An 18744-nucleotide genomic window follows, 5' to 3' on the forward strand; every position below is an offset into this window, starting at 1 on the left:
CGGTGGGCAGGCACCTGCGTGCTGCTGGCCGCTTGCGCCGCCCTGCCCGGCTGTGCGCTGCTCAAGCCGCCGCCCGCACCGCCCGAGCCGCAGGGCGCCACCGAAGGCACGCTGGCGCCGCTGGCGGTGCAGCTGGAGGTGCAGGCGCCGGGCGAACTGGAATCGCTGCTGGAGAACTACCTGGACCTGGGCCGGCTGCGCGCGCTGGCGCCCGACGAGCCCATCACCGCGGCCGAGCTGCGCCGCCTGGAAGCCGCCACGCCGGCGCAGGCGCGCGCGCTGCTGGAGACCGAGGGCTACTTCGATGCCCAGGTGCAGGTGGAGCGGGTGAGCGACAACCCGCCGCGGGTTCGCGTGACGGTGCAGCCCGGCCCGCGCACCATCGTGCGCGACGTGGTGTGGGGCGTGAAGGGCCCGCTGCAGCAGCAGCTGGAAGCGGGCGATGCCGGCGCCATGGCCGCGCGCAGCGCGCTGCAGACCAACTGGCCGCTGCCGCCCGGCACGCCGTTCCGCAATGCCGCCTGGGGCAATGCCAAGAGCGGCGCGCTGGCGCAGCTGCGCGCTTCCGGCTACGCAGCCGCCACCTGGGAAAGCACCCGCGCCGAGATCGACGCGGTGGACCAGAACGCCGTGCTGTGGGTCACCGCGCAATCCGGTCCGCTGTTTCGCACCGGGCAACTGCGCATCCGCGGGCTGGAGCGGCAGGACGAGAAGACGGTGCGCAACCTGGCCGACTTCCGCCCCGGCACGCCGGCCACCGAGCAGCTGCTGCTGGACTACCAGGAGCGGCTGCAGAAGTCGGGCCTCTTCGACCGCGCCACCGTCAACATCGACACCGACCCGGCGGTGGCCGATGCCACGCCTGTGACGGTGCGGCTGGGCGAGCTGCCGCTGCAGACGGCCATCGTGGGCCTGGGCGTCAGCGCCAACACAGGGCCGCGGGCCACGCTGGAACACATCCACCGCCGCATCTTCGGCCAGCGCGCCACGCTGCGGAACAAGTTCGAGCTGGCCCAGCTGCGCCAGGCCTGGGAGGGCGAGCTCACCTCCCATGCGCTGCCCGGCTTGAAGCGCAACCTGCTGGGCGGCACGCTGGAGCGGGTGGAGTCCGACGACGACGTGGTGCAGTCGGCGCGGCTGCGCACCGGGCGCGCCTATGACGGCGAGCGCATCGACCGCCTGCTGTTCGTGGAGGTGGAACGCTCCACCACCCGCAACGACCTGGGCACCGAGACCGCGCAGGCCCTGTCGCTGAATGCCCATGGCACCTGGCGCGACGTGGACAACATCCTGCTGCCGACCGACGGCATCGGCCTGAGCGTGCAGACGGCCGTGGGCCAGGCCCGCAGCGACAACTTCGACGGCAGCACCCGCAGTGGCCCCTATGCCCGCGCCTACGCCAAGCTGCAGTGGTGGAAGCCCATCGGCGAGGACTGGTATGCGCACACCCGGCTGGAGCTGGGCCAGGTCTTCGTGCGCGACGGCCTGCGCGTGCCGGACAGCCAGCGCTTCCGAGCCGGCGGCGACGAATCGGTGCGCGGCTACGGCTTCCGCGAGCTGGGGCCGGAGGACAACGGCGTGACCCGCAGCGGCAACGTGCTGATGACGGCCAGCGCCGAGATCGCCCGCCCGCTCACGCCGCGCATCCCCGGGCTGTGGTGGGCCACCTTCGTCGACATCGGCAACGCGGCCGACCGCTGGGGCGACCTGGAGCCGGCGCTGGGCATCGGCGCCGGGGTGCGCTACCGCAGCCCGCTGGGGCCGGTCAGCGTGGACCTGGCCTACGGCCGTGAAACCCGTTCGGTGCGGCTGCACCTGAACGTGGGCGTGCAGTTCTAGCGCCCTGCCTTCCTGCATCCATGGCGCCTCCCGCACAACTTCCTCCCGACGACGACACCGCCGCTGCCGTGCAGCGGCCCTCGCCACCGCGGCCGGCCCGGCTGCGCACCCTGCGCGGCACCGCCTGGCGCTGGACGCTGGCCAGCCTGCTGCTGCTGCTGGTCATCGCCGCGCTGATGGCCGCCGGGGCCGCCTGGCTGCTGCGCACCCAGCAAGGCAATGCCTGGCTGCTGGCGCAGGTGCCCGGCCTGGTGGTCAGCACGCCGCAAGGCGTGTTCAGCGGCGGTCCGTATGGGGCCAGCCGCATCGAATACACCGGCGCCAATGGCCTGCGCGTGGTGGTGGACAACCTGCGCTGGCAGGACCTGCGCTGGCGCTTCAGCCCGCAGGAAGGCTCGCTGCTGGGCCTGATGCTGCAGTCGCCGCAGGCCGAGCGCATCACCGTGCGCACCGCGCCCGAGCCGGTGCCGCCACCGCCGAAGGAGCCGCTGCAGCGGCCTTCCAGCCTGCGCCTGCCCATCGAGCTGCAGGTGGCCGGCCTGGCGGTGGGCAGCCTGCTGATCGACGACCAGCCCGCCATCACCGACGTCGCCGCAAGCCTGCACCTGGGCGCCGACAACGGCCGCGTGCATCTGCTCCAGGGCGCCCGCCTCACCCGCGACGGCCTGCGCCTGACCGCCGACGGCCGCGTCGACACCCAGGGCCCGATGACGCTGCAGGCGCAGGCGGCCCTGCGGGCCGCGGCCGACGGCCGCTTTCCGCTGGAAGCCGACCTGCAGGCCAGCGGCCCCATCGACCGCCTCGGGCTGACGGCTGCGCTGCGCGCCACGCCGGTGACCGCTGCCGCCAGCGAACCCGGCCGGCTGGATGCACAGGCCACGCTGACGCCGTTCGCCGCCTGGCCGCTGGCCGCGCTGGGCGCCCGCCTGCAGTCGCTGGACCTGGCACCGCTGGCTGCCGGGCTGCCGAGCACGCGGCTGGACGGCGAGGTGCGCGTGGACAGCGTGGGCGCCGACCAGCCCGCGCTGCTGCAGCTGGACCTGCGCAATGCGCTGCCCGGCCGCTGGGACGAGCTGCGCCTGCCGCTCGAGCGCCTGGGCCTCACGCTGCGCGGCACGCCCTCGGACCGCCGCACGCTGGAGTTCACCCGGTTGCAGGCCGATCTGCCTGGCGCGGGCCGCATCGAAGGCAGTGGCCGCTGGCAGGCCGATGCCCTGACGCTGGCGCTGCAGCTGGCCGCGGTGCAACCTTCCCAGCTGGATGCCCGCGCCGCGGCCATGACGGTCAGCGGACCGCTCAACCTCGCGGTGGCCGGCCTGCCCTCGCCCGACGGCAGCCGCGCACCGGCCGGCGCGCCGCTGGTGGCCACGCTGGACGGCACGCTCGACGGCCGCCTCGCCCAGCCCGGCACGCCTCGCGCCCGCGTGCAGCTGCAGGCCCGCGCCGAGCGCCAGCCCGACGGCCGCCTGCTGGCCGAGCTGCAGCAGCTGCGCGCCACCGCCGGCGGCGCCCGGGCACAGGCCACTGCCCGGTTCGAGATGGAACCCGCCGGTGCCTGGTCGCTGCGCAGCGGTGGCGAATTCGCCGCCTTCGACCCCACGCCGGGGATCCCCGGCCCGCCCGGCTCCGCCTGGCGCAAGGGCCCGCACCGCTTCGACGGCCGCTGGCAGGCCGACGCCCGCGCCGCCGCGGCCACTGGCCCGGCCAGCCTGCTGCAGACGCTGCGCGGCACCGCCACCGTCGACCTGCGCAACAGCCTGCTGGCCGGCGTGCCGCTGGCCGGCCAGCTCACCTGGACCGGCGACGGCGCCCACCAGCTCAGCGGCCAGGTGGAAGCCGCCGGCAACCGGCTGGAACTGGAAGGCCGCACCGGCGGCGCGCCGGCCGCCGACCGCTGGCAGGGCCGGCTGGCCGCCCCTGCGCTGGCCGCCCTGGCGCCACTGGGCGCGCTGAGCCCGGGCCTGCAGGCCTGGGTGCCACGGGCCGGCACGGCCGAGGGCCGCTTCAACCTGCAGGGCCGCTGGCCGGCGCTGCAGACCGAAGGCGATCTGCAGGTCAACGGCCTGGTGGCGGGCGACGCGCGCCTGCAGCGCCTGGCGGCCCAGTGGCGGGCCTCGGCCGACGCCACCGCGCCGCTGTCGCTCGACATCGAGGCCCAGGGCCTGGCGCAGGGTGTGCAGCGCATCGACAACCTGAAGGCAGTGGTGGACGGCAGCCTGGCCAGCCACCGCTTCAGCCTGAATGCCGACAGCCCGGTGCGCCCGCCGGCCTGGACCGATGCCGCCGAAGCCCGCACCGGCCCGCGCCCGGCCGCCGGTGGCGGCACCGTGCTGGCGTTGCGGGGCGATGGCCAATGGCAGCCCGCCACGCGGCTGTGGCAGCTGCGCGTGGCCGAGCTGTCGGCCCGCGACCGGTTGCAACCGCAGCCTGCCTGGCTGGCCGCGCAGAACCTGCAGGCCGCCTTGCGCTTCGATGCCGACGGCGGCTTGACCGAAGTGGCCGCCCAGCCGGGGCGGCTGGAAGCCCTGGGCGCCGGCCTGCGCTGGCAGACCGCCCGCTGGCAGGCGGCCGCGGCCGGTGGTCCGCCGCAGCGCATCGACGTGGAGGCGCAGCTCGATCCGCTGCGCGTCGCGCCCTGGCTGGCCCGCTTCCGCCCGCAGATGCGCTGGGGCGGCGACCTGGCGCTGCAGGGCCGCATCTCGCTGCACGGCGCGGCGGGTGTCACCGCCGACGTGGTGGTGGAACGCGCCGGCGGCGACCTCACCCCTGACCGACGATGCGGGCACCGAATCGCTGGGCCTGACCGACCTGCGGGTGGCGGCCTCTGCGCAAGGCGGCACCTGGTACTTCACGCAGGCGGTGGCCGGTGCCAACCTGGGCGTGCTGGCCGGCTCGCAGGTGCTGCGCACGCCGGCGGGCACGGCCTGGCCCGGGCCGCAGACGCCGCTGGAAGGCACGCTGGAATGGCGGGTCGACAACCTGGCCGTGTGGGCGCCGTGGATCCCGCCGGCCTGGCGGCTGGCCGGCAAGCTGCGCACCAGCGCCTACTTCAGCGGCACCTTGGCCGAGCCCGGCATCAACGGCGAACTGGTGGGCAGCGAGCTGGCGGTGCGCAACCTGCTTCAGGGCATCGACGCCCGCAACGGCAACTTGTCCATACAACTTCGCGGCACCGAGGCCACGCTGCAGCGCTTCACCCTGCAGGGCGGCGACGGCACCGCCAGCCTCAGCGGCCGCGCCACGCTGGGCGCGCAACCCACCGCGCAGCTGCGGCTGCAGCTGGACCGCTTCACCGCGCTGGGCCGGCTGGACCGGCGCATCGTCACCAGTGGCGCCGCCGACATCGGCTTCGCGGGCGACCGGCTGAAGGTGGACGGGCGCTTCGGCATCGACGAAGGGCTGATCGACTTCTCCCGCGGCGATGCGCCCGCGCTGGATGGCGACGTGGTGGTGGTGCGCCGCCGCGGCGACCCGCCGGTCACGCCCGACCAGGCCGCCGCCGCCCAGCGCGCCGCGGCTGCGCCGGCCGCCCCCACGATGAATGCCGACGTGCGGGTGGAGGTGTCGATGGGCGAGCAGCTCAAGCTCAAGGGACGCGGCATCGACACCCGGCTCAAGGGCCGCGTGACCGTCACCACGCCGGGCGGCCAGCTGGCCGTGGACGGCGCGGTGCGCACCGAGTCGGGCACCTATGCGGCCTACGGCCAGAAGCTGGAGATCGAGCGCGGCATCGTGCGCTTCGACGGCCCGGTGGAAAACCCGCGGCTGGAGATCGTGGCCATCCGCCCGAACCTGGACGTGCAGGTGGGCGTGCAGATCGGCGGCACAGCGCTCAATCCGCGCGTGCGGCTGTTCAGCGACCCCGACATGGCCGACATGGACAAGCTCTCCTGGCTGCTGCTGGGCCGCGCGCCCGACGGCCTGGCCCGCAACGACACCGCGCTGCTGCAGCGCGCCGCCATGGCGCTGATCGCCGGCGACGGCCCCTCTCGCACCGGCGACCTGATGAAGAGCATCGGTCTGGACGACATCTCGGTGCGGCAGGAGGAGAACGGCAGCACCAAGGACACCATCGTCTCGCTGGGCAAGCAGGTCTCGCAGCGGGTGTACCTGGGCTACGAGCACGGCGTGAGCACCGCGGCCGGCAACTGGCAGCTGATCTACCGCGCCGCCCAGCGCTTCACCCTGCGCGCGCAGGCCGGCGCCGACACGGCAGTCGACATCATCTGGACCTGGCGCTGGAACTGACGTGACGGGGAACACCAGGCCGAGCCACTAGAATCCGCTGCCTTGCGCCGCCGCCGTAGTTCAATGGATAGAACGGGGACCTCCTAAGTCTCAGATGCAGGTTCGATTCCTGCCGGGGGCACCAGCCCATCGCTTTCGCGGCGGGCTTGCCGCGCACATTTCCACTCTCCTGGTATCGTCGCCGCATGGATGAAGAACTGGTGGTCAAGTCGCTGGCGGCGCTGGCGCATCCGGTGCGGCTGCGGGTGTTTCGGGCGCTGGTCATCGCCGGCGCACGCGGCCTCACGCCCGGGGTGATGCAGGAGGCGCTGGGCATTCCGGCCACCACGCTGTCCTTCCACCTGAAGGAGCTGGCCGGCGCCGGCCTGGTGGCCACCGAGCGGTCCAGCCGCTTCCTGGTCTACCGCGCGGTGTACGAACACATGAACGATGTGCTGGGCTTCCTCACCGACAACTGCTGCCAGGGCCAGGCCTGCGCGGTGGAGCCTACGCCCGCCTGCGGCTGCTGACCGGCGCGCGCCGCGCGCCCACCCTTCGGTTTTGCCTGAGGGATGCATCGGCCGAAGCCGGCCGCGGCCGGCGGGTTCGCCGCTAGAGTGGCCGGCGCCCTTCCACTTCCAGGCCACGCCATGACCCTGCTTGCTGCCGTCCACACCGCAACGCCCGCGCCGCCTGCGGCCCATGTGCTGGCCCTGGTGGTGGCCGCCAACGGCCGTGTCGATCCGAAGGAGATCGAGGTGCTGGACCGGCTGGCGGCCTTCCAGCGCCTGGGCATCGGCCGCGACGACTTCCTGGCCCTGGCTGCGCAATGCGTGCAGGCGCTGGACAACGGGCAGGTGGACCGGTCGTGGCTGAAGCCGCAGGCGCTGGCCCAGCTGTTCAGCGTGGTGGATGCGGTGACGTCGCCGCAGCAGCGGCTGCTGGTGTGCCGGCTGGCCGCGGCGGTGATGACGGCCGACGGCGCCATCTGCGCCACCGAGCGCCGGGTGTACCGCCATGCCCTGCTGCGCTGGGGCATCACCGACGACCAGGTGTCGCATGCCATCCTGCACGACCGCCAGGGCTGAGGGGCGGCGCCGATGAAGCTGCTGCTGCTCGGCGCCACCGGCCTGGTCGGCCGGCTGCTGCTGGAACAGGCGCTGGCCGATGCACGGGTTCGGCAGGTTACCGCGCCGGTGCGCCGGGCCGGGGCGCTGCCGGCGCAGCCGCCACGGCTGCTGTGCCCGGTGGTGGACTTCCAGCGCCTGCCCGAGGACGCCGACTGGTGGCGCGCCGATGCGGTGGTCTGCACCCTGGGCACCACGCTGAAGGCGGCGGGCAGCCGCGAAGCCTTCCGCCAGGTGGACCACGGACATGTGCTGCAGGCCGCGCAGCTGGCCCGCCGCCATGGCACGCCGGCCTTCGTGCTCACGTCGGCCACCGGGGCCGATGCCGGCTCGCGGCTGTTCTACAACCGCGTCAAGGGCGAGGTGGAACGCGACTTGGAGGCGCTGGGCTTCGCCTCGCTGACGCTGGTGCGGCCGGGGCTGATCGGCGGTGCGCGCACCGAGTCGCGGCCGGCCGAGCGCTTGTCGCAGCAGGTGCTGGGCCTGCTGGGGCCGCTGCTGCCCCGGGCCTGGCGCATCAGCCCGGCGCCGGCGATTGCCCGCGCGTTGCTGCGGTCGGCGCTGCAGCCCGCGCCCGGCGTGCAGGTGGTGCCGGCGGACGCCCTGGCCGGCTGAAGCTGCGCCGCTTCAGCGCCCGCGCAGGGCGATGATGCATTCGCGGATCAGGCCGATCACGTCCGGATGCACCACACCGTCGGCACAGCCTTCGAGCTGCTCGCGCGTGAGCAGCGCCACCACGCTGTGGCCGGCTGAACGCACGCAGATCTTGAAGGCGCCGATGTGCCGCCCGGGGGTCGGGGCATGGCTGGCGATCCAGGCCAGCACCAGTTCCTGCGAGCGGTCGCAGGCGCGGGCGCTGCGCAGGTGGGACCGCAGCGCCGCTTCCACGGTTTGCATGCCCATTTCCAGCGCCGAGCGTCCTGCAGTGCCCATGGCCACAGCGTACGACGGATCGGCGCGGAAATGCTGCCCTGCAGCAAGCGAAGTAGGAAAGTGGCCGACACCCCCCGGGCGCCAGCCGGACAGCGCGCATGGAAGCCGGCCGCTTTCACGGCACGCCGACCACTTCTACAGTTCATCCCATCGCAAGTGTTCTTTGTGTTGTCTCCTCCTGGCACAGTTCATGTGCTTTCAAAACGGGCCCCTGGCCCGTTTTTTTGGCGGAAGACGCGTCAGGCGGCGGCTGCCGCAGCCTTGCGGCGGCGGGCACCCAGCCAGCCGATGGCGCCCAGGCCCAGGCCCAGGCCCATGGTGGCCCAGGTGCCAGGCTCGGGCACCGCGCTGATGGTGTTGTAGGCCAGGCTCTGCAGGGCGAAGGCCTCGCTCGCGGTGAAACCCAGCTCCACCGCCGCGCTTTCGCGCCCGCCCAGCTTGCGCGGATCGAAGCCGGTTTCCATGCCGAATACCACCAGCGCATGCAGGTAATAACCGTAGGCGCTGGCGTGGTAACTGTCGTCCGCCCACAGGTTCAGCTGGCCGGTGGTGATGCCGTCATAGGGATTGGTGTCGGCCACGCCGGCGGCGAAGGCGGCATTCCAGGCCAGGCCCACCGGATTGATGCGGCTGACGATGCTGGGATTGTTGGCGGCAGCCACCTGATAGCCCTTGTACACGTCGATGCCCATTTGCGTGATGGGCGCGCCCAGCCACGGGCTGGACGTCTGGTAGGTCAGGTCGGCGCGCGACCAGGTGGCCGTCAGGCTGATGTCCACGTTGGCGTTCTGCGCCTGGAACACATTGCCCAGCAGGCCGGTGTACTGGCTGATCAGCGCGGGATTGTTGGGCGCATTGAAGTTGAGGTTGCTCTGGCCGTGCATCACCACGTTGTCCCAGGCGCGGTTGATGAGGTTGAGCTGGTTGTTGTAGTGGTAGTCCAGGCCGCTGCCGGGCTGGGTTTCCAGGAACACGTCGTACTGCAGGCCGACCTGCTGGGTGAAGGACTTGAACAGCGCCGGCACGCCGCCGATGTTGGTGCCGCGCAGGTCGGTCACCGTGTCGGTGCGGAAACCCCGCACGCTGGGCGCGCGGTCACCGTAGGTGAAGCTGTTGCCGATGAACAGGATGGATTCCGCCGCGGTGACGGGCAAGGCAGAAAGCAGCGCCAGGGCGGAGGCCAGGGCGCTGCGGGCGAATATCTGGGAGGCGCGATTACTTCTCATGTGTCCCTCTTTGGAATATGTCTGGCGAATTGCCAGCCGCCTGAGAGTAGGTAATCGAGTGCAAACCAGTGAAACCAGCCCCCTGTTTGCAGGGGAAGGGTATTCCATGGATGTATCAGAAATAGCTTTTCATGGACTTGCCAGATGCGAGAAATCGCAGTGGCAAGCCGGCACAGGACCGGGCCCCACCTACACTGCGCGGCCCCCCGTACCCCTTGGCTCCATGTCCTCCCGCCTTCCGCCCGCCGCGCTCGTGCATGCGCCTGCCAGCCCTGCCATCGACCTGGCCAAGGTGCTGGCCGCGCACCTGATCCTGTTCCACCACCTGGTGCAGTACGGCCCGGTGCCCGACGACCTGGGCCCGTTGCTGGACGGGCCGCTGGGCTGGCTGGCCGAGCACGGCCGGCTGGCGGTGCAGGTGTTCCTGGTGATCGCCGGCTACCTGGGCGCGGCGTCGATGCTGTCGCGCGTGGGCGGGCCGGCGCCGGCCGCGCGGGGCGGGTTGGCGCAGCAGGCCGGGCGCCTGGTGCGCCAGCGTGCCTGGCGGCTGCTGCCCACCTACTGGCTGGCCGCGGCGGCGATGCTGGCGGTGCTGGCCTGGCTGAGCGCCGGCCCGCTGCAGCGGCCGCTGCCCACCCCGGGCATCGCCGCCACGCTGGCCAACCTGCTGCTGCTGCAGGACCTGCTGGGCCACGACGGCCTGTCGGCCGGCTTCTGGTACGTGGCCATCGACCTGCAGCTCTACGGCGGCCTGGTGCTGCTGGCACTGGGCTGTGCGGCGTTGCCGCTGGCACCGGCCACGCGGCTGCGGGCGTTCACCCTGGCGGCCGCCGGGCTGGCAGCGGCTTCGCTGCTGCACTGGAACCGCGATGCCGGGCTGGATGCCTGGGCCGTGTACTTCGCGGGCGCCTACGGCCTGGGCATGCTGGCTTGCCTGCTGCGGGGCGGCCTGGGCTGGCAGCCCGCACCGGCAGCCTGTGCGGTGGCGGCGCTGGCCGGGCTGGCGCTGCTGCTGGACTGGCGCAGCCGCATCGCGGTGGCCGGCGCCACCGCGGTGGCGCTGTGCCTGCTGGCCCGGCTGGACGACGCGCTGCGCCACGGCCCGGTGCGGCTGCCGGCCGGCATGCTGGCCGCGCTGCCCCGGCTGTCGGGCGCCAGCTATGCCTTCTTCCTGCTGCACTATCCGCTGCTGGTGCTGGTGTGCGAGACCACCGTGGCCGTGACCGACCACCCTGGCGCGCATGTTGCGGCGGTGCTGGCCTGCTGGCCCCTGAGCCTGCTGGCTGCGCTGGCGGTGCAGCGCTGGATGCAGCCGGCGGCCGCACCACGCGCCCGGCTGGCCGGCGGCACCTGAGCCGGCGCTGGCCGCCCACCGCCACCATGCCCCTGGCGCGCCGGTTGCCACGCAACCGCTGAACGAGCCGCGCCACGAGAACGAAGGCACACGATGGTGGATCCAGCCACTGAGCAACCCGGCGACGACTACGCCGCCTTCCTGGGCCGGAGCGCCACCGGCGCCTGCCTGCCGGCCACCAGCGCCCGCCTGCCGGCGCCTGGCGCGGTGGTCTACGAGATCGACCCCGCGGCGCCGGACCGGCCGCGCTTCGGCGGCGACCTGGCCGCCTGGCTGGGCGGGCCCGTGCCGCCGGCATCGGCCGGCCCCTGGCCCTGGGCCGGCCGCGTGCATCCGGAGGATGCCGGGCGCAGCGAGGCGGCCCGCCGGGCCGCGCTGTCGCTCCGCCAGCCGCTGCACCAGGCCTGGCGGCTGCTGGGCGGCGACGGCCACCCGCGCGAAGTGGAGGAGCATGCGCACTGGCTGGGCGCCGACGGCGACGCGCCGCGCCTGCTGGGCCTGCTGCGGGACGTGACCCCGCAGCGCGCGGAGCAGGCGGCGCTGCAACGCGACGGCGAGCGGCTGTCGCTGGCGCTGGCCGCTGGCCAGCTGGGCACCTGGGACTGGTCCATCCACACCGAGGACCTGGAGTGGTCGGCCACCGCGCGCCAGATGTTCGGCCTGGCGCCCGAGGCGCCGGTGGACTTCGCCCGCTTCATCGGCCTGCTGCACGAGGAAGACGCGCCGCGGGTGCAGCAGGCCATCGCCACCGCGCTGGCCACCGGGGAGGACTACCGGGTGGACTTCCGCGTGCGCTGGCCCGACGGCACGCTGCACTGGCTGCAGGCCCGCGGCAGGCCGCAGCGCGACGGCAGCGGGCAGTCGATGCGCATGACGGGCGTGGTGCAAGACATCACCGCCCAGCGCCAGCGGGAGGCCGAGCATGCCGCCCATGAGGCGCAGCTGCTGCAGGCGCAGAAGATGCAGGCCGTGGGCACCTTCGCCGCCGGCATCGCGCACGACTTCAGCAACCTGGTGGCGGCGATGCAGGGCCACCTGAGCCTGGCGCGCGAGCAGCTGCCGGCCGGCTCCCCGCGGCGGCCGGGCTGGAGCAGGCCGCGCTGGCGGCACGCCGGGCGCGGGCGCTGACGCAGGACATCCTGGCCTTCAGCCGCGACGAGCCGGCGCCGCTGGCACCGTTGCTGCTGGGCCCGCTGGTGGAGGAGACGGCCCGCCTGGTGCGCGCCAGCCTGCCCGCCGGCACCACCCTGGCCGTGGACGCTTGCGACCAGCCGGTGTGCGTGCGCGGCAACCGGTCGCAGCTGCAGCGGGTGCTCATGAACCTGTGCACCAACGCCTGGCAGGCACTGCCGGCCACGGGCGGCCTCATCACGCTGCGGCTGGACAGCGAGGCGGCCAGCGGCTGCGCCCTGCTCTCCGTGGCCGACAACGGCGTGGGCATGAGCCCGCAGGTGCAGCAGCGGCTGTTCGAGCCCTTCTTCACCACCCGCGGCGCAGCCGGCGGCACCGGGCTGGGCCTGTCGGTGGTGCATGGCATCGTGGGTGCGCATGGCGGCCGCATCGAGGTGGACAGCACGCCCGGCCAGGGCACCTGCTTCACGCTGCGGCTGCCGCTGTGCGAGGAGGCGGTGCCGGCCGCACCGGCGGCGGCCGTGCCGCCGCCCGCGGCCGAGCCAGCCGCGGGGCCGCTGGTGGTGTACGTGGACGACGACGAGGTGCTGCTGATGCTGATGGGACGGCTGCTGGCACGCGCCGGCTGCCGGCCGCATTGCGTCAGCTCCCCGGCCGAGGCGCTGCAGCTGGCGGGCGATGCCGCAGCGGCCATCGACCTGCTGATCACCGACCTGGACATGCCGGCCATGTCCGGCATGGCGCTGGCCGAGGCCCTGCAGCGCACCCGGCCCGGCCTGCCGGTGGTGATCTGCTCGGGCAGCGTCGATGCGGCGCTGCTGCAGCAGGCGCGCCGCGCGGGCGTGGCCGAGGTGGTGGCCAAGGCCCAGCTGCTGGACGACCTGCGCGGCAGCCTGGGGGCGCTGCTGCCGGCGGCGGCCGCGGCGTCCGGCGTGCCGCCTCAGGTCCCGCAGTAGGTCTGGTAGCCCGCGGTCACCTCGGCCGGCGCCGGCTGCGCGTAGTCGGCCAGCGCCGGGTCCTCGTCGAAGGGCCGCTGCAGTGCCTGCAGCAAGCGGTTGAAGGGCCCGGGGTCGTCGTTGTTGGAAGCGGCGGTGAGCGCTGCCTCCACCTGGTGGTTGCGCGGTATCAGCCACGGACTGGCGCGCCGCATGGCCTGCGCGCGGCCTGCGCTGTCCGGACCGCCGCGGGCCGCGTCCTGCGCGCAGCGCTCGCGCCAGCGCGCAAGCCAGGGCTGCAGCGCCGCCGGCTCGGCGAACAGCGCCCGCAGCGCGGCGTCGTCGCCGGCCGCCGCGTCGGCCAGCCGGCGCCAGCCCAGGGTGAAGTCCACCGCCTGCTGCTGCAGCAGCGCCAGCCAGTCGGCGGCCAGCGCGGCGTCGGCGGTGTCGTCCGTGCTGCCCGCCGCGGCCAGGCCCAGCTTGGCCCGCTGGCCGGCCAGCAGCTGCGCCTCGTACAGCGCCGGAAAGCCGTCGATCACCGCCATCGCCTCGTCGACCGCGCGCTGCATCGCCGGATCGCCCTCGCCATGCAGCTCGGCCATCAGCGGCAGCAGTGTTTCCGCCAGCCACGCCAGGTTCCAGCGGGCGATGTGCGGCTGGTTGGCATAGGCATAACGCCCGCCGTGGTCGATGCTGCTGAACACCGCCTCGGGGTGGTAGGCCTCCATGAAGGCGCAGGGGCCGTAGTCGATGGTCTCGCCCGACAGCGTCATGTTGTCGGTGTTCATCACCCCGTGGATGAAGCCCACGTTCATCCATTGCGCGATCAGCCCGGCCTGGCGCGCGGCCACCGCGCGCAGCAGCCCCAGCGCGCGGTCGGGCGCGGCGGCCAAGGCGGGGTCGTGCCGCTGCACGGCGTAGTCCACCAGCTGCCGCACCCGGTCCAGCTCGCCCCGCGCGGCATAGAACTGGAAGGTGCCCACCCGCAGGTGGCTGGCCGCCACCCGCGTGAGCACCGCGCCGGGCAGCGGCAGCTCGCGCATCACCGTCTCGCCGGTGGCGGCCACGGCCAGCGCGCGGGTGGTGGCGATGCCCAGCGCATGCATGGCCTCGCCCACCAGCACCTCGCGCAGCATTGGGCCCACCGCGGCCTTGCCGTCGCCGCCGCGGGAGAACGGCGTGCGGCCCGAGCCCTTGAAGGCGATGTCGCGGCGCCGGCCCTGGCGGTCGATCACCTCGCCCAGCAGCAGCGCGCGGCCATCGCCCAGCTGCGGCGAGAAGCCGCCGAACTGGTGGCCGGCATAGGCCTGGGCGATGGGCTGCGCGCCCTCGGGCACGCTGTTGCCGGAGAACACCGCCGCGGCCTCGGCCTGCAGCGCCGCGCCGTCCAGGCCCAGCTCGTCGGCCAGCGGCAGGTTGAGGTACAGCAGCCGCGGCTGCGGCACGGTGGCGGGCTTCCAGGGCACGTAGAAGCCGGGCAGGTCGCGGGCGTAGCTGTTGTCGAACGGGAAGAGGGGCATGGCAGGTGGGGCGAAGACGGCGGAAGACCCCGCACGGCGGGGCAGCCCAGTGTGCCGGCAATCCGCAGGCCGGGTCAGGCGTCGGGGCCGGGGTCCGCCTCGGCCTCGCCGTGGCGCTGCTCCAGCCGCAGCATCACCTGGGCGGCCAGTTCGCGCAGCCTCTCCAGCTGGCCCGGGTCGACGGTGCGGGCCTGGTAGTCGATGACACACAGCGTGCCCACGGCATGGCCGCTGGCAGTGACCAGCGGCGCGCCGGCATAGAAGCGGATGTGCGGGTCGCCGGTGACCAGCCGGTTGTGGCGGAAGCGCGGGTCGGCATGTGCATCGGCCACCACCATCACCTCGCCGGGCTGGCGGATGGCATGGGCGCAGAAGGCGTCCTCGCGCGGCGTCTGCCGCACCTGCAGGCCCACCCGGCTCTTGAACCACTGGCGGTCGCGGTCCACCAGCGAGATGAGCGCCACCGGCGCATCGAAGAAGCCGGCGGCCAGCCGGGTCAGCTCGTCGTAGGCGACCTCGTCGCCGGTGTCCAGGATGCGCAGCGCATCCAGCTCGCCCTGGCGTATGCGTTCATGGCGCTGGCTGCGCTCGGCCGCGGCCGCATGCAGCAGCCGGGCCAGCGCGTCCACCGAATAGGGCTTGGGCAGCAACTCGAAGCCGTGCGACGCGTCGGTGGCCAGCACCTTGCTGTAGCCGCTGGACAGCACGATGGGCAGCTCCGGATGGCGGCGGCGGATCTCGCGCCCCAGCTCGATGCCGTCCATGCCGGCCATCACCACGTCGGAGAACACCGCGGTGAAGCGGCCGGCGTCATGCGCCAGCTCGGCCAGCGCGGCGCGGGCGCTGCGCGCCAGCACGGCGGAGTAGCCCAGCGCCTCCAGCGTCTGCTGCACCGAGGCGGCCACCTCGGCGTTGTCCTCCACCACCAGCACGCAGCCGCCGGGGCCTTCGGGCGGCAGCTCCACCGTATCTTCTTCCACCGGCAGGCCGCGGCCGGGCTCGGCCTGCTGCGGCAGGTACAGCGTGAAGCGCGCGCCTTCGCCGGGGCGGCTGTCCACATGGATCTCGCCGTGCGACTGCTTGGCGAAGCCGAACACCTGCGACAGCCCCAGCCCCGTGCCCAGGCCCACCGGCTTGGTGGTGAAGAAGGGCTCGAAGATGGTGTCCAGGTGCTCGGGCGAGATGCCCTGGCCGGTGTCGGCCAGCCACACGGCCACGTAGTCGCCGGGCACCGCCGGCTGCGCCCGCAGCGAAGGGATGCCGCGCACCCGCCGCACGCCGAGCGTGAGCCGGCCCTCGCCGTCCATCGCGTCGCGGGCGTTCACCGCCATGTTCACCAGCGCGGTGTCGAACTGGCTGGGGTCGGCATGGATGGGGCACGGCGTGTCGGGCAGGTCCAGCGCCACCTGGATGCGCTGGCCCACCAGCGTCTGGATCATGTCGCCGATGGCGCGCACGTTGCCCGCGGCATCGAAGCCCACCGGCTGCAGCGCCTGGCGCCGCGCAAAGGCCAGCAGCTGGCCGGTCAGGCGTGCCGCACGGGTCACCGCATTGCCGATGGAGGCCATGCAGCGCTGGTGCTGGGCCGGCGCGAGGCTGCGCCGCTGCATCAGGTCGATGGAGGTGCGGATGATGGTCAGCAGGTTGTTGAAGTCGTGCGCCACGCCGCCGGTGAGCTGGCCCACCGCTTCCATCTTCTGCGACTGGCGCAGTGCCTCCTCGGCCGCCCGCTCGCGGGTGACGTCGCGCGCCACCGCATGGATGAAGCCGCCGTCGGGCACCGCCGTCCAGTTGAGCAGGCGCCAGCCGCCGTCGCGCGCGCGGTAGCGGTTCTCGAAGGCCAGCGTGGTGGCGCCACCGGCCAGCTTGCCCACCTCGGCGGCGGTGCGCTCCAGGTCGTCGGGGTGCAGGAAATGGGCGAGCGCACGGCCGCGCATCTCGGCTTCCTGCCAGCCCAGCATGCGGGTGGCGGCGGGATTGACGGCGGCGATCACGCCTTCGTAGTCGCACACCAGCATCAGCTCCTGCGACAGCGTCCAGATGCGGTCGCGGTCGCGCAGGCTGCGGGCCTCCGCCAGGCGGCGCTCGTGGATGTCGGTGTTGCTGCCCATCCAGCGGGCGATGCGCCCATCGGCGCCGTGCAGCGGTGCGGCGCGGCTGAGGTGCCAGCGGTATTCGCCATCGAAGCGGCGCACGCGGAACTCGGCTTCGTAGGCCTGGCCCGAGGCCAGCGCCGCGTCCCAGCCGGCGCGTGCACCGTCGACGTCGGCGGGATGCACCAGGCCTGCCCAGCCCTGGGCCCGCAGCGTGGCCAGGCTGGCACCGCAATAGTCGAACACCCGCTGGTTGCACCAGTCCAGTCCGCCATCGGGCAGCGCCGACCACACCTGATGCGGCAGCGCCTGCGCCAGCGCCTCGAACTGCGCGCCACCCTCGCCACCCCCCGGCCACACCGCCGGCCCGTGCGCCGTCATCCCTGCACCGCTCACGCCCCCCACCCACCTTTCAGCTGTCGCCGACCCGCCGGCAGCGGGTGGCGCCGGAGCTGCGGCAGTTGCTGTGCCTGCGGACCTACCGCTCCAGCCGCAGCTTGTAGCTGAAGCCCTCGGGCCGGTACCAGCTGGTCTCGAGGTGCAGCGGCGTGCCAGCAGCGTCATGCACCAGGCGCTCCACCTGCAGCACCGGGGCCTGCTCGGGCAGGCCCAGGTGCTTGCGCTGCAGGCGGCCGGCGGCGGTGGCGCTGATCTCCACCTCGGCATGGCCCACGTGCAAGCCGAAATCGGTCTCGTAGATGGCCACCACGTCGCGGCGGCCGATGTCGGCCTTGCGCAGCCGCGCGGCCAGCGGCGCGGCCATCAGCAGCCGGTTCAGCGACAGCGGCTGACGGTCCACGTAGCGCAGGCTCAGCAGCTCGGCCACCGGCGTGCCGGCCGCCATGCCCAGGCGGCGCGCCAGCGCCGGCGTGGCCGCGGCCTCGCCGCCGCCCACCAGGCGCGCCTGCACCTCGTGGCCGGCGTCGCCCAGGGATTCGGACAGGCCGCGCAGCCGGTCCTGCGGCGGGCTCAGGCGCGGCGGCGCCACGAAGCTGCCCTTGCCCTGCACCTTGGTGATGAGCCCTTCGGCATGCAGCGCGGCCAGCGCATGCCGCACGGTGATGCGGCTGACCTCGAAGCGCGCGATCAGCTCCGCCTCCGACGGCAGCTGCGCCAGCGGCGCCAGGCGGCCCTGCAGGATTTCGTCGCGCAGGTGGTTGCGCAGCCGCAGGTGCAGCGGATCGGCACCCGCGGGCAGCGCGGGCGCCGCATCCGCACTGGCACGGGGCGCGGCGGAGGCCCCGCGCTTCAGGCCGGTGCGTGGCGGGCGGGCAAGGGATGGCACAGGGTTTGCTCGACTTGTCATTACTTGTTATATCAAGTTAACTACAGGCACTGTCCCGGTGCCTGCCTGATGGAGTCCGCCATGTCTGCTTCACCGTTCCGCCGCCTCTTCGTTGCCGCCGGCCTGCTGGCCGCCGCCACCCTGCCCGCCGCCTGGGCGCAGGGTGCGGCCTATCCTAGCCGGCCGGTCACCGTCATCGTGCCCTTCGCCGCCGGCGGCAGCGTGGACGCGGCCGCGCGCATGGTGCTGCAGAAGGTGTCGGAGCGGCTGAAGCAGCCGGTGGTCATCGAGAACGTGGCCGGCGCGGCCGGCACCATCGGCACGCTGCGCGCGGTGAGGTCACCGGCCGATGGCTACACCCTGCTGTTTGCGGTGGCCAGCCCGATCAACGTGGCGCCGCTGGTCTCGCCCGGGCTGGTGAAGTACGAATCGCTGCGCGACCTGGCGCCCATCGCGCAGGTGGCCACCTCGCCCTTCGTGCTGGTGGGCAGCCCGCAGGTGGCGGCCACCGGCACCACGCAGATGCTGGAGCTGGCGCGCCAGCAGCCCGGCAAGCTGAGCTACGGCACCGACGGCGTGGGCACCTCGATGCACGTCACCGCCTCGCTGATCGAGCAGCAGGCCGGCGTGCAGCTGATGCACGTGCCCTACCGCTCGGGGCCGCAGGTGCTCACCGAGCTGGCGTCGGGCCTGATCGACCTGGCGGTGATGCCGGTGACGCTGGCCCAGCCCTTCATCAAGGACGGCAAGGTGAAGGCCTATGGCGTCACCTCGCGCCAACGCTGGGGCTCGCTGCCGGAGGTGCCGGCGCTGGCCGAGTCGCCGGCGCTGAAGAACGTGGACGTGGAGTCCTGGTACGGCCTCTTCGCGCCCGCGCAGACCGATGCCGCGCTGGTGGAGCGCATCGCCCGCGAGGTGGCCGCCGCCATGGCCGATGCCGATCTGCAGCGCCGCATGCTGGAAGCCGGACTCAAGCCGCTGGTGCAGGGCCCCGCCGCCTTCGCGGCCACGCTGAAGGCCGAGCGCACATCGCTGGGCGCGGTGGTGGCCAAGGCCGGCATCAAGGCCGAATGA

At 73.6% G+C, this 18744-nt stretch carries 15 protein-coding genes and 1 tRNA gene; 10 read left to right on the forward strand and 6 right to left on the reverse strand.

All coding sequences use genetic code 11. The features are described from left to right. The first annotated feature begins 18 nt into the window (after positions 1-18). Positions 19-1839: a BamA/TamA family outer membrane protein gene (locus LRS14_RS24640; RefSeq protein WP_257801481.1), complete on the forward strand. Its 1821-nt coding sequence runs from the start codon at positions 19-21 to the stop codon at positions 1837-1839. On the opposite strand, the gene LRS14_RS24645 is transcribed toward LRS14_RS24640, so the two are convergent. Next, entirely contained in the window at positions 1836-4547 is a 2712-nt protein-coding gene (locus LRS14_RS24645) for a hypothetical protein (RefSeq protein ID WP_257801482.1), read from the reverse strand. The two genes, LRS14_RS24640 and LRS14_RS24645, sit on opposite strands and share 4 nt — an antisense overlap. 10 nt (positions 4548-4557) lie before the next feature. On the opposite strand from LRS14_RS24645, the gene LRS14_RS24650 reads away from it, so the two are divergent. The 5 genes from LRS14_RS24650 (at position 4558) to LRS14_RS24670 (ending at position 7808) form a co-directional block, all read left to right on the forward strand. Further along, positions 4558-6087, forward strand: coding sequence for a translocation/assembly module TamB domain-containing protein (locus LRS14_RS24650; RefSeq protein WP_257801483.1), 1530 nt, complete (start codon positions 4558-4560; stop codon positions 6085-6087). 49 nt (positions 6088-6136) lie between these two features. Next, positions 6137-6211 (forward strand) — tRNA-Arg (locus tag LRS14_RS24655). Between the two features lie 61 nt (positions 6212-6272). Continuing rightward, a complete protein-coding gene (locus tag LRS14_RS24660) occupies positions 6273-6596 on the forward strand; it encodes a helix-turn-helix transcriptional regulator (protein ID WP_046115036.1) in 324 nt (107 codons plus the stop codon). Positions 6597-6716: 120 nt separating this feature from the next. Beyond that, on the forward strand, positions 6717-7154 hold the full coding sequence (locus LRS14_RS24665; RefSeq protein WP_052736542.1) for a TerB family tellurite resistance protein: 438 nt from the start codon (positions 6717-6719) through the stop codon (positions 7152-7154). 12 nt (positions 7155-7166) lie between these two features. Continuing rightward, positions 7167-7808, forward strand: coding sequence for an NAD(P)H-binding protein (locus tag LRS14_RS24670; protein WP_257801484.1), 642 nt, complete (start codon positions 7167-7169; stop codon positions 7806-7808). 12 nt (positions 7809-7820) lie between these two features. Here LRS14_RS24670 and LRS14_RS24675 read toward each other — a convergent pair whose 3' ends face one another. Next, entirely contained in the window at positions 7821-8090 is a 270-nt protein-coding gene (locus LRS14_RS24675) for a hypothetical protein (protein WP_157039696.1), read from the reverse strand. 275 nt (positions 8091-8365) lie between these two features. After that, the gene (locus LRS14_RS24680) at positions 8366-9352 is read right to left on the reverse strand and encodes a PEP-CTERM sorting domain-containing protein (protein ID WP_257801485.1); all 987 of its coding nucleotides are present in this window, start codon (positions 9350-9352) and stop codon (positions 8366-8368) included. A gap of 223 nt (positions 9353-9575) precedes the next feature. On the opposite strand from LRS14_RS24680, the gene LRS14_RS24685 reads away from it, so the two are divergent. From LRS14_RS24685 to LRS14_RS24695, 3 genes are all read left to right on the forward strand, one after another. After that, the gene (locus LRS14_RS24685; protein WP_257801486.1) at positions 9576-10706 is read left to right on the forward strand and encodes an acyltransferase; all 1131 of its coding nucleotides are present in this window, start codon (positions 9576-9578) and stop codon (positions 10704-10706) included. Between the two features lie 96 nt (positions 10707-10802). Then, entirely contained in the window at positions 10803-11834 is a 1032-nt protein-coding gene (locus LRS14_RS24690; protein ID WP_257801487.1) for a PAS domain-containing protein, read from the forward strand. Between the two features lie 50 nt (positions 11835-11884). Further along, positions 11885-12793, forward strand: coding sequence for an ATP-binding protein (locus LRS14_RS24695; protein WP_257801488.1), 909 nt, complete (start codon positions 11885-11887; stop codon positions 12791-12793). On the opposite strand, the gene LRS14_RS24700 is transcribed toward LRS14_RS24695, so the two are convergent. The 3 genes from LRS14_RS24700 to LRS14_RS24710 all read right to left on the reverse strand — a co-directional run bounded on the left by LRS14_RS24700 (position 12778) and on the right by LRS14_RS24710 (position 17670). Continuing rightward, positions 12778-14292 carry a YdiU family protein gene (locus LRS14_RS24700; protein WP_257801489.1) on the reverse strand — a complete coding sequence of 505 codons (1515 nt, stop codon included), beginning with the start codon at positions 14290-14292 and terminating at the stop codon, positions 12778-12780. The two genes, LRS14_RS24695 and LRS14_RS24700, sit on opposite strands and share 16 nt — an antisense overlap. Positions 14293-14366: 74 nt before the next feature. Continuing rightward, the gene (locus tag LRS14_RS24705) at positions 14367-16781 is read right to left on the reverse strand and encodes a PAS domain-containing protein (protein WP_257801491.1); all 2415 of its coding nucleotides are present in this window, start codon (positions 16779-16781) and stop codon (positions 14367-14369) included. An 82-nt stretch (positions 16782-16863) separates the two neighbouring features. After that, a complete protein-coding gene (locus LRS14_RS24710; RefSeq protein WP_257801492.1) occupies positions 16864-17670 on the reverse strand; it encodes a GntR family transcriptional regulator in 807 nt (268 codons plus the stop codon). A gap of 81 nt (positions 17671-17751) precedes the next feature. Here LRS14_RS24710 and LRS14_RS24715 point away from each other — a divergent pair, with 81 nt between their 5' ends. Next, complete coding sequence (locus tag LRS14_RS24715) at positions 17752-18744, forward strand: tripartite tricarboxylate transporter substrate binding protein (RefSeq protein WP_257801493.1); 993 nt, start codon at positions 17752-17754, stop codon at positions 18742-18744.

Source organism: Aquincola sp. J276, from assembly GCF_024700035.1.
GTDB classification, from domain to species: Bacteria; Pseudomonadota; Gammaproteobacteria; order Burkholderiales; family Burkholderiaceae_C; genus Aquincola; species Aquincola tertiaricarbonis.

What these genes read in the sequence shown, in the direction of transcription:
- LRS14_RS24660 (WP_046115036.1), top strand. Translation starts at nt 6,273, where the DNA reads ATGGATGAAGAACTGGTGGTCAAGTCGCTGGCGGCGCTGGCGCATCCG.
- LRS14_RS24665 (WP_052736542.1), top strand. Translation starts at nt 6,717, where the DNA reads ATGACCCTGCTTGCTGCCGTCCACACCGCAACGCCCGCGCCGCCTGCG.
- LRS14_RS24670 (WP_257801484.1), top strand. Translation starts at nt 7,167, where the DNA reads ATGAAGCTGCTGCTGCTCGGCGCCACCGGCCTGGTCGGCCGGCTGCTG.
- LRS14_RS24675 (WP_157039696.1), bottom strand. Translation starts at nt 8,090, where the DNA reads ATGCAAACCGTGGAAGCGGCGCTGCGGTCCCACCTGCGCAGCGCCCGC.
- LRS14_RS24680 (WP_257801485.1), bottom strand. Translation starts at nt 9,352, where the DNA reads ATGAGAAGTAATCGCGCCTCCCAGATATTCGCCCGCAGCGCCCTGGCC.
- LRS14_RS24685 (WP_257801486.1), top strand. Translation starts at nt 9,576, where the DNA reads ATGTCCTCCCGCCTTCCGCCCGCCGCGCTCGTGCATGCGCCTGCCAGC.
- LRS14_RS24700 (WP_257801489.1), bottom strand. Translation starts at nt 14,292, where the DNA reads ATGCCCCTCTTCCCGTTCGACAACAGCTACGCCCGCGACCTGCCCGGC.
- LRS14_RS24715 (WP_257801493.1), top strand. Translation starts at nt 17,752, where the DNA reads ATGTCTGCTTCACCGTTCCGCCGCCTCTTCGTTGCCGCCGGCCTGCTG.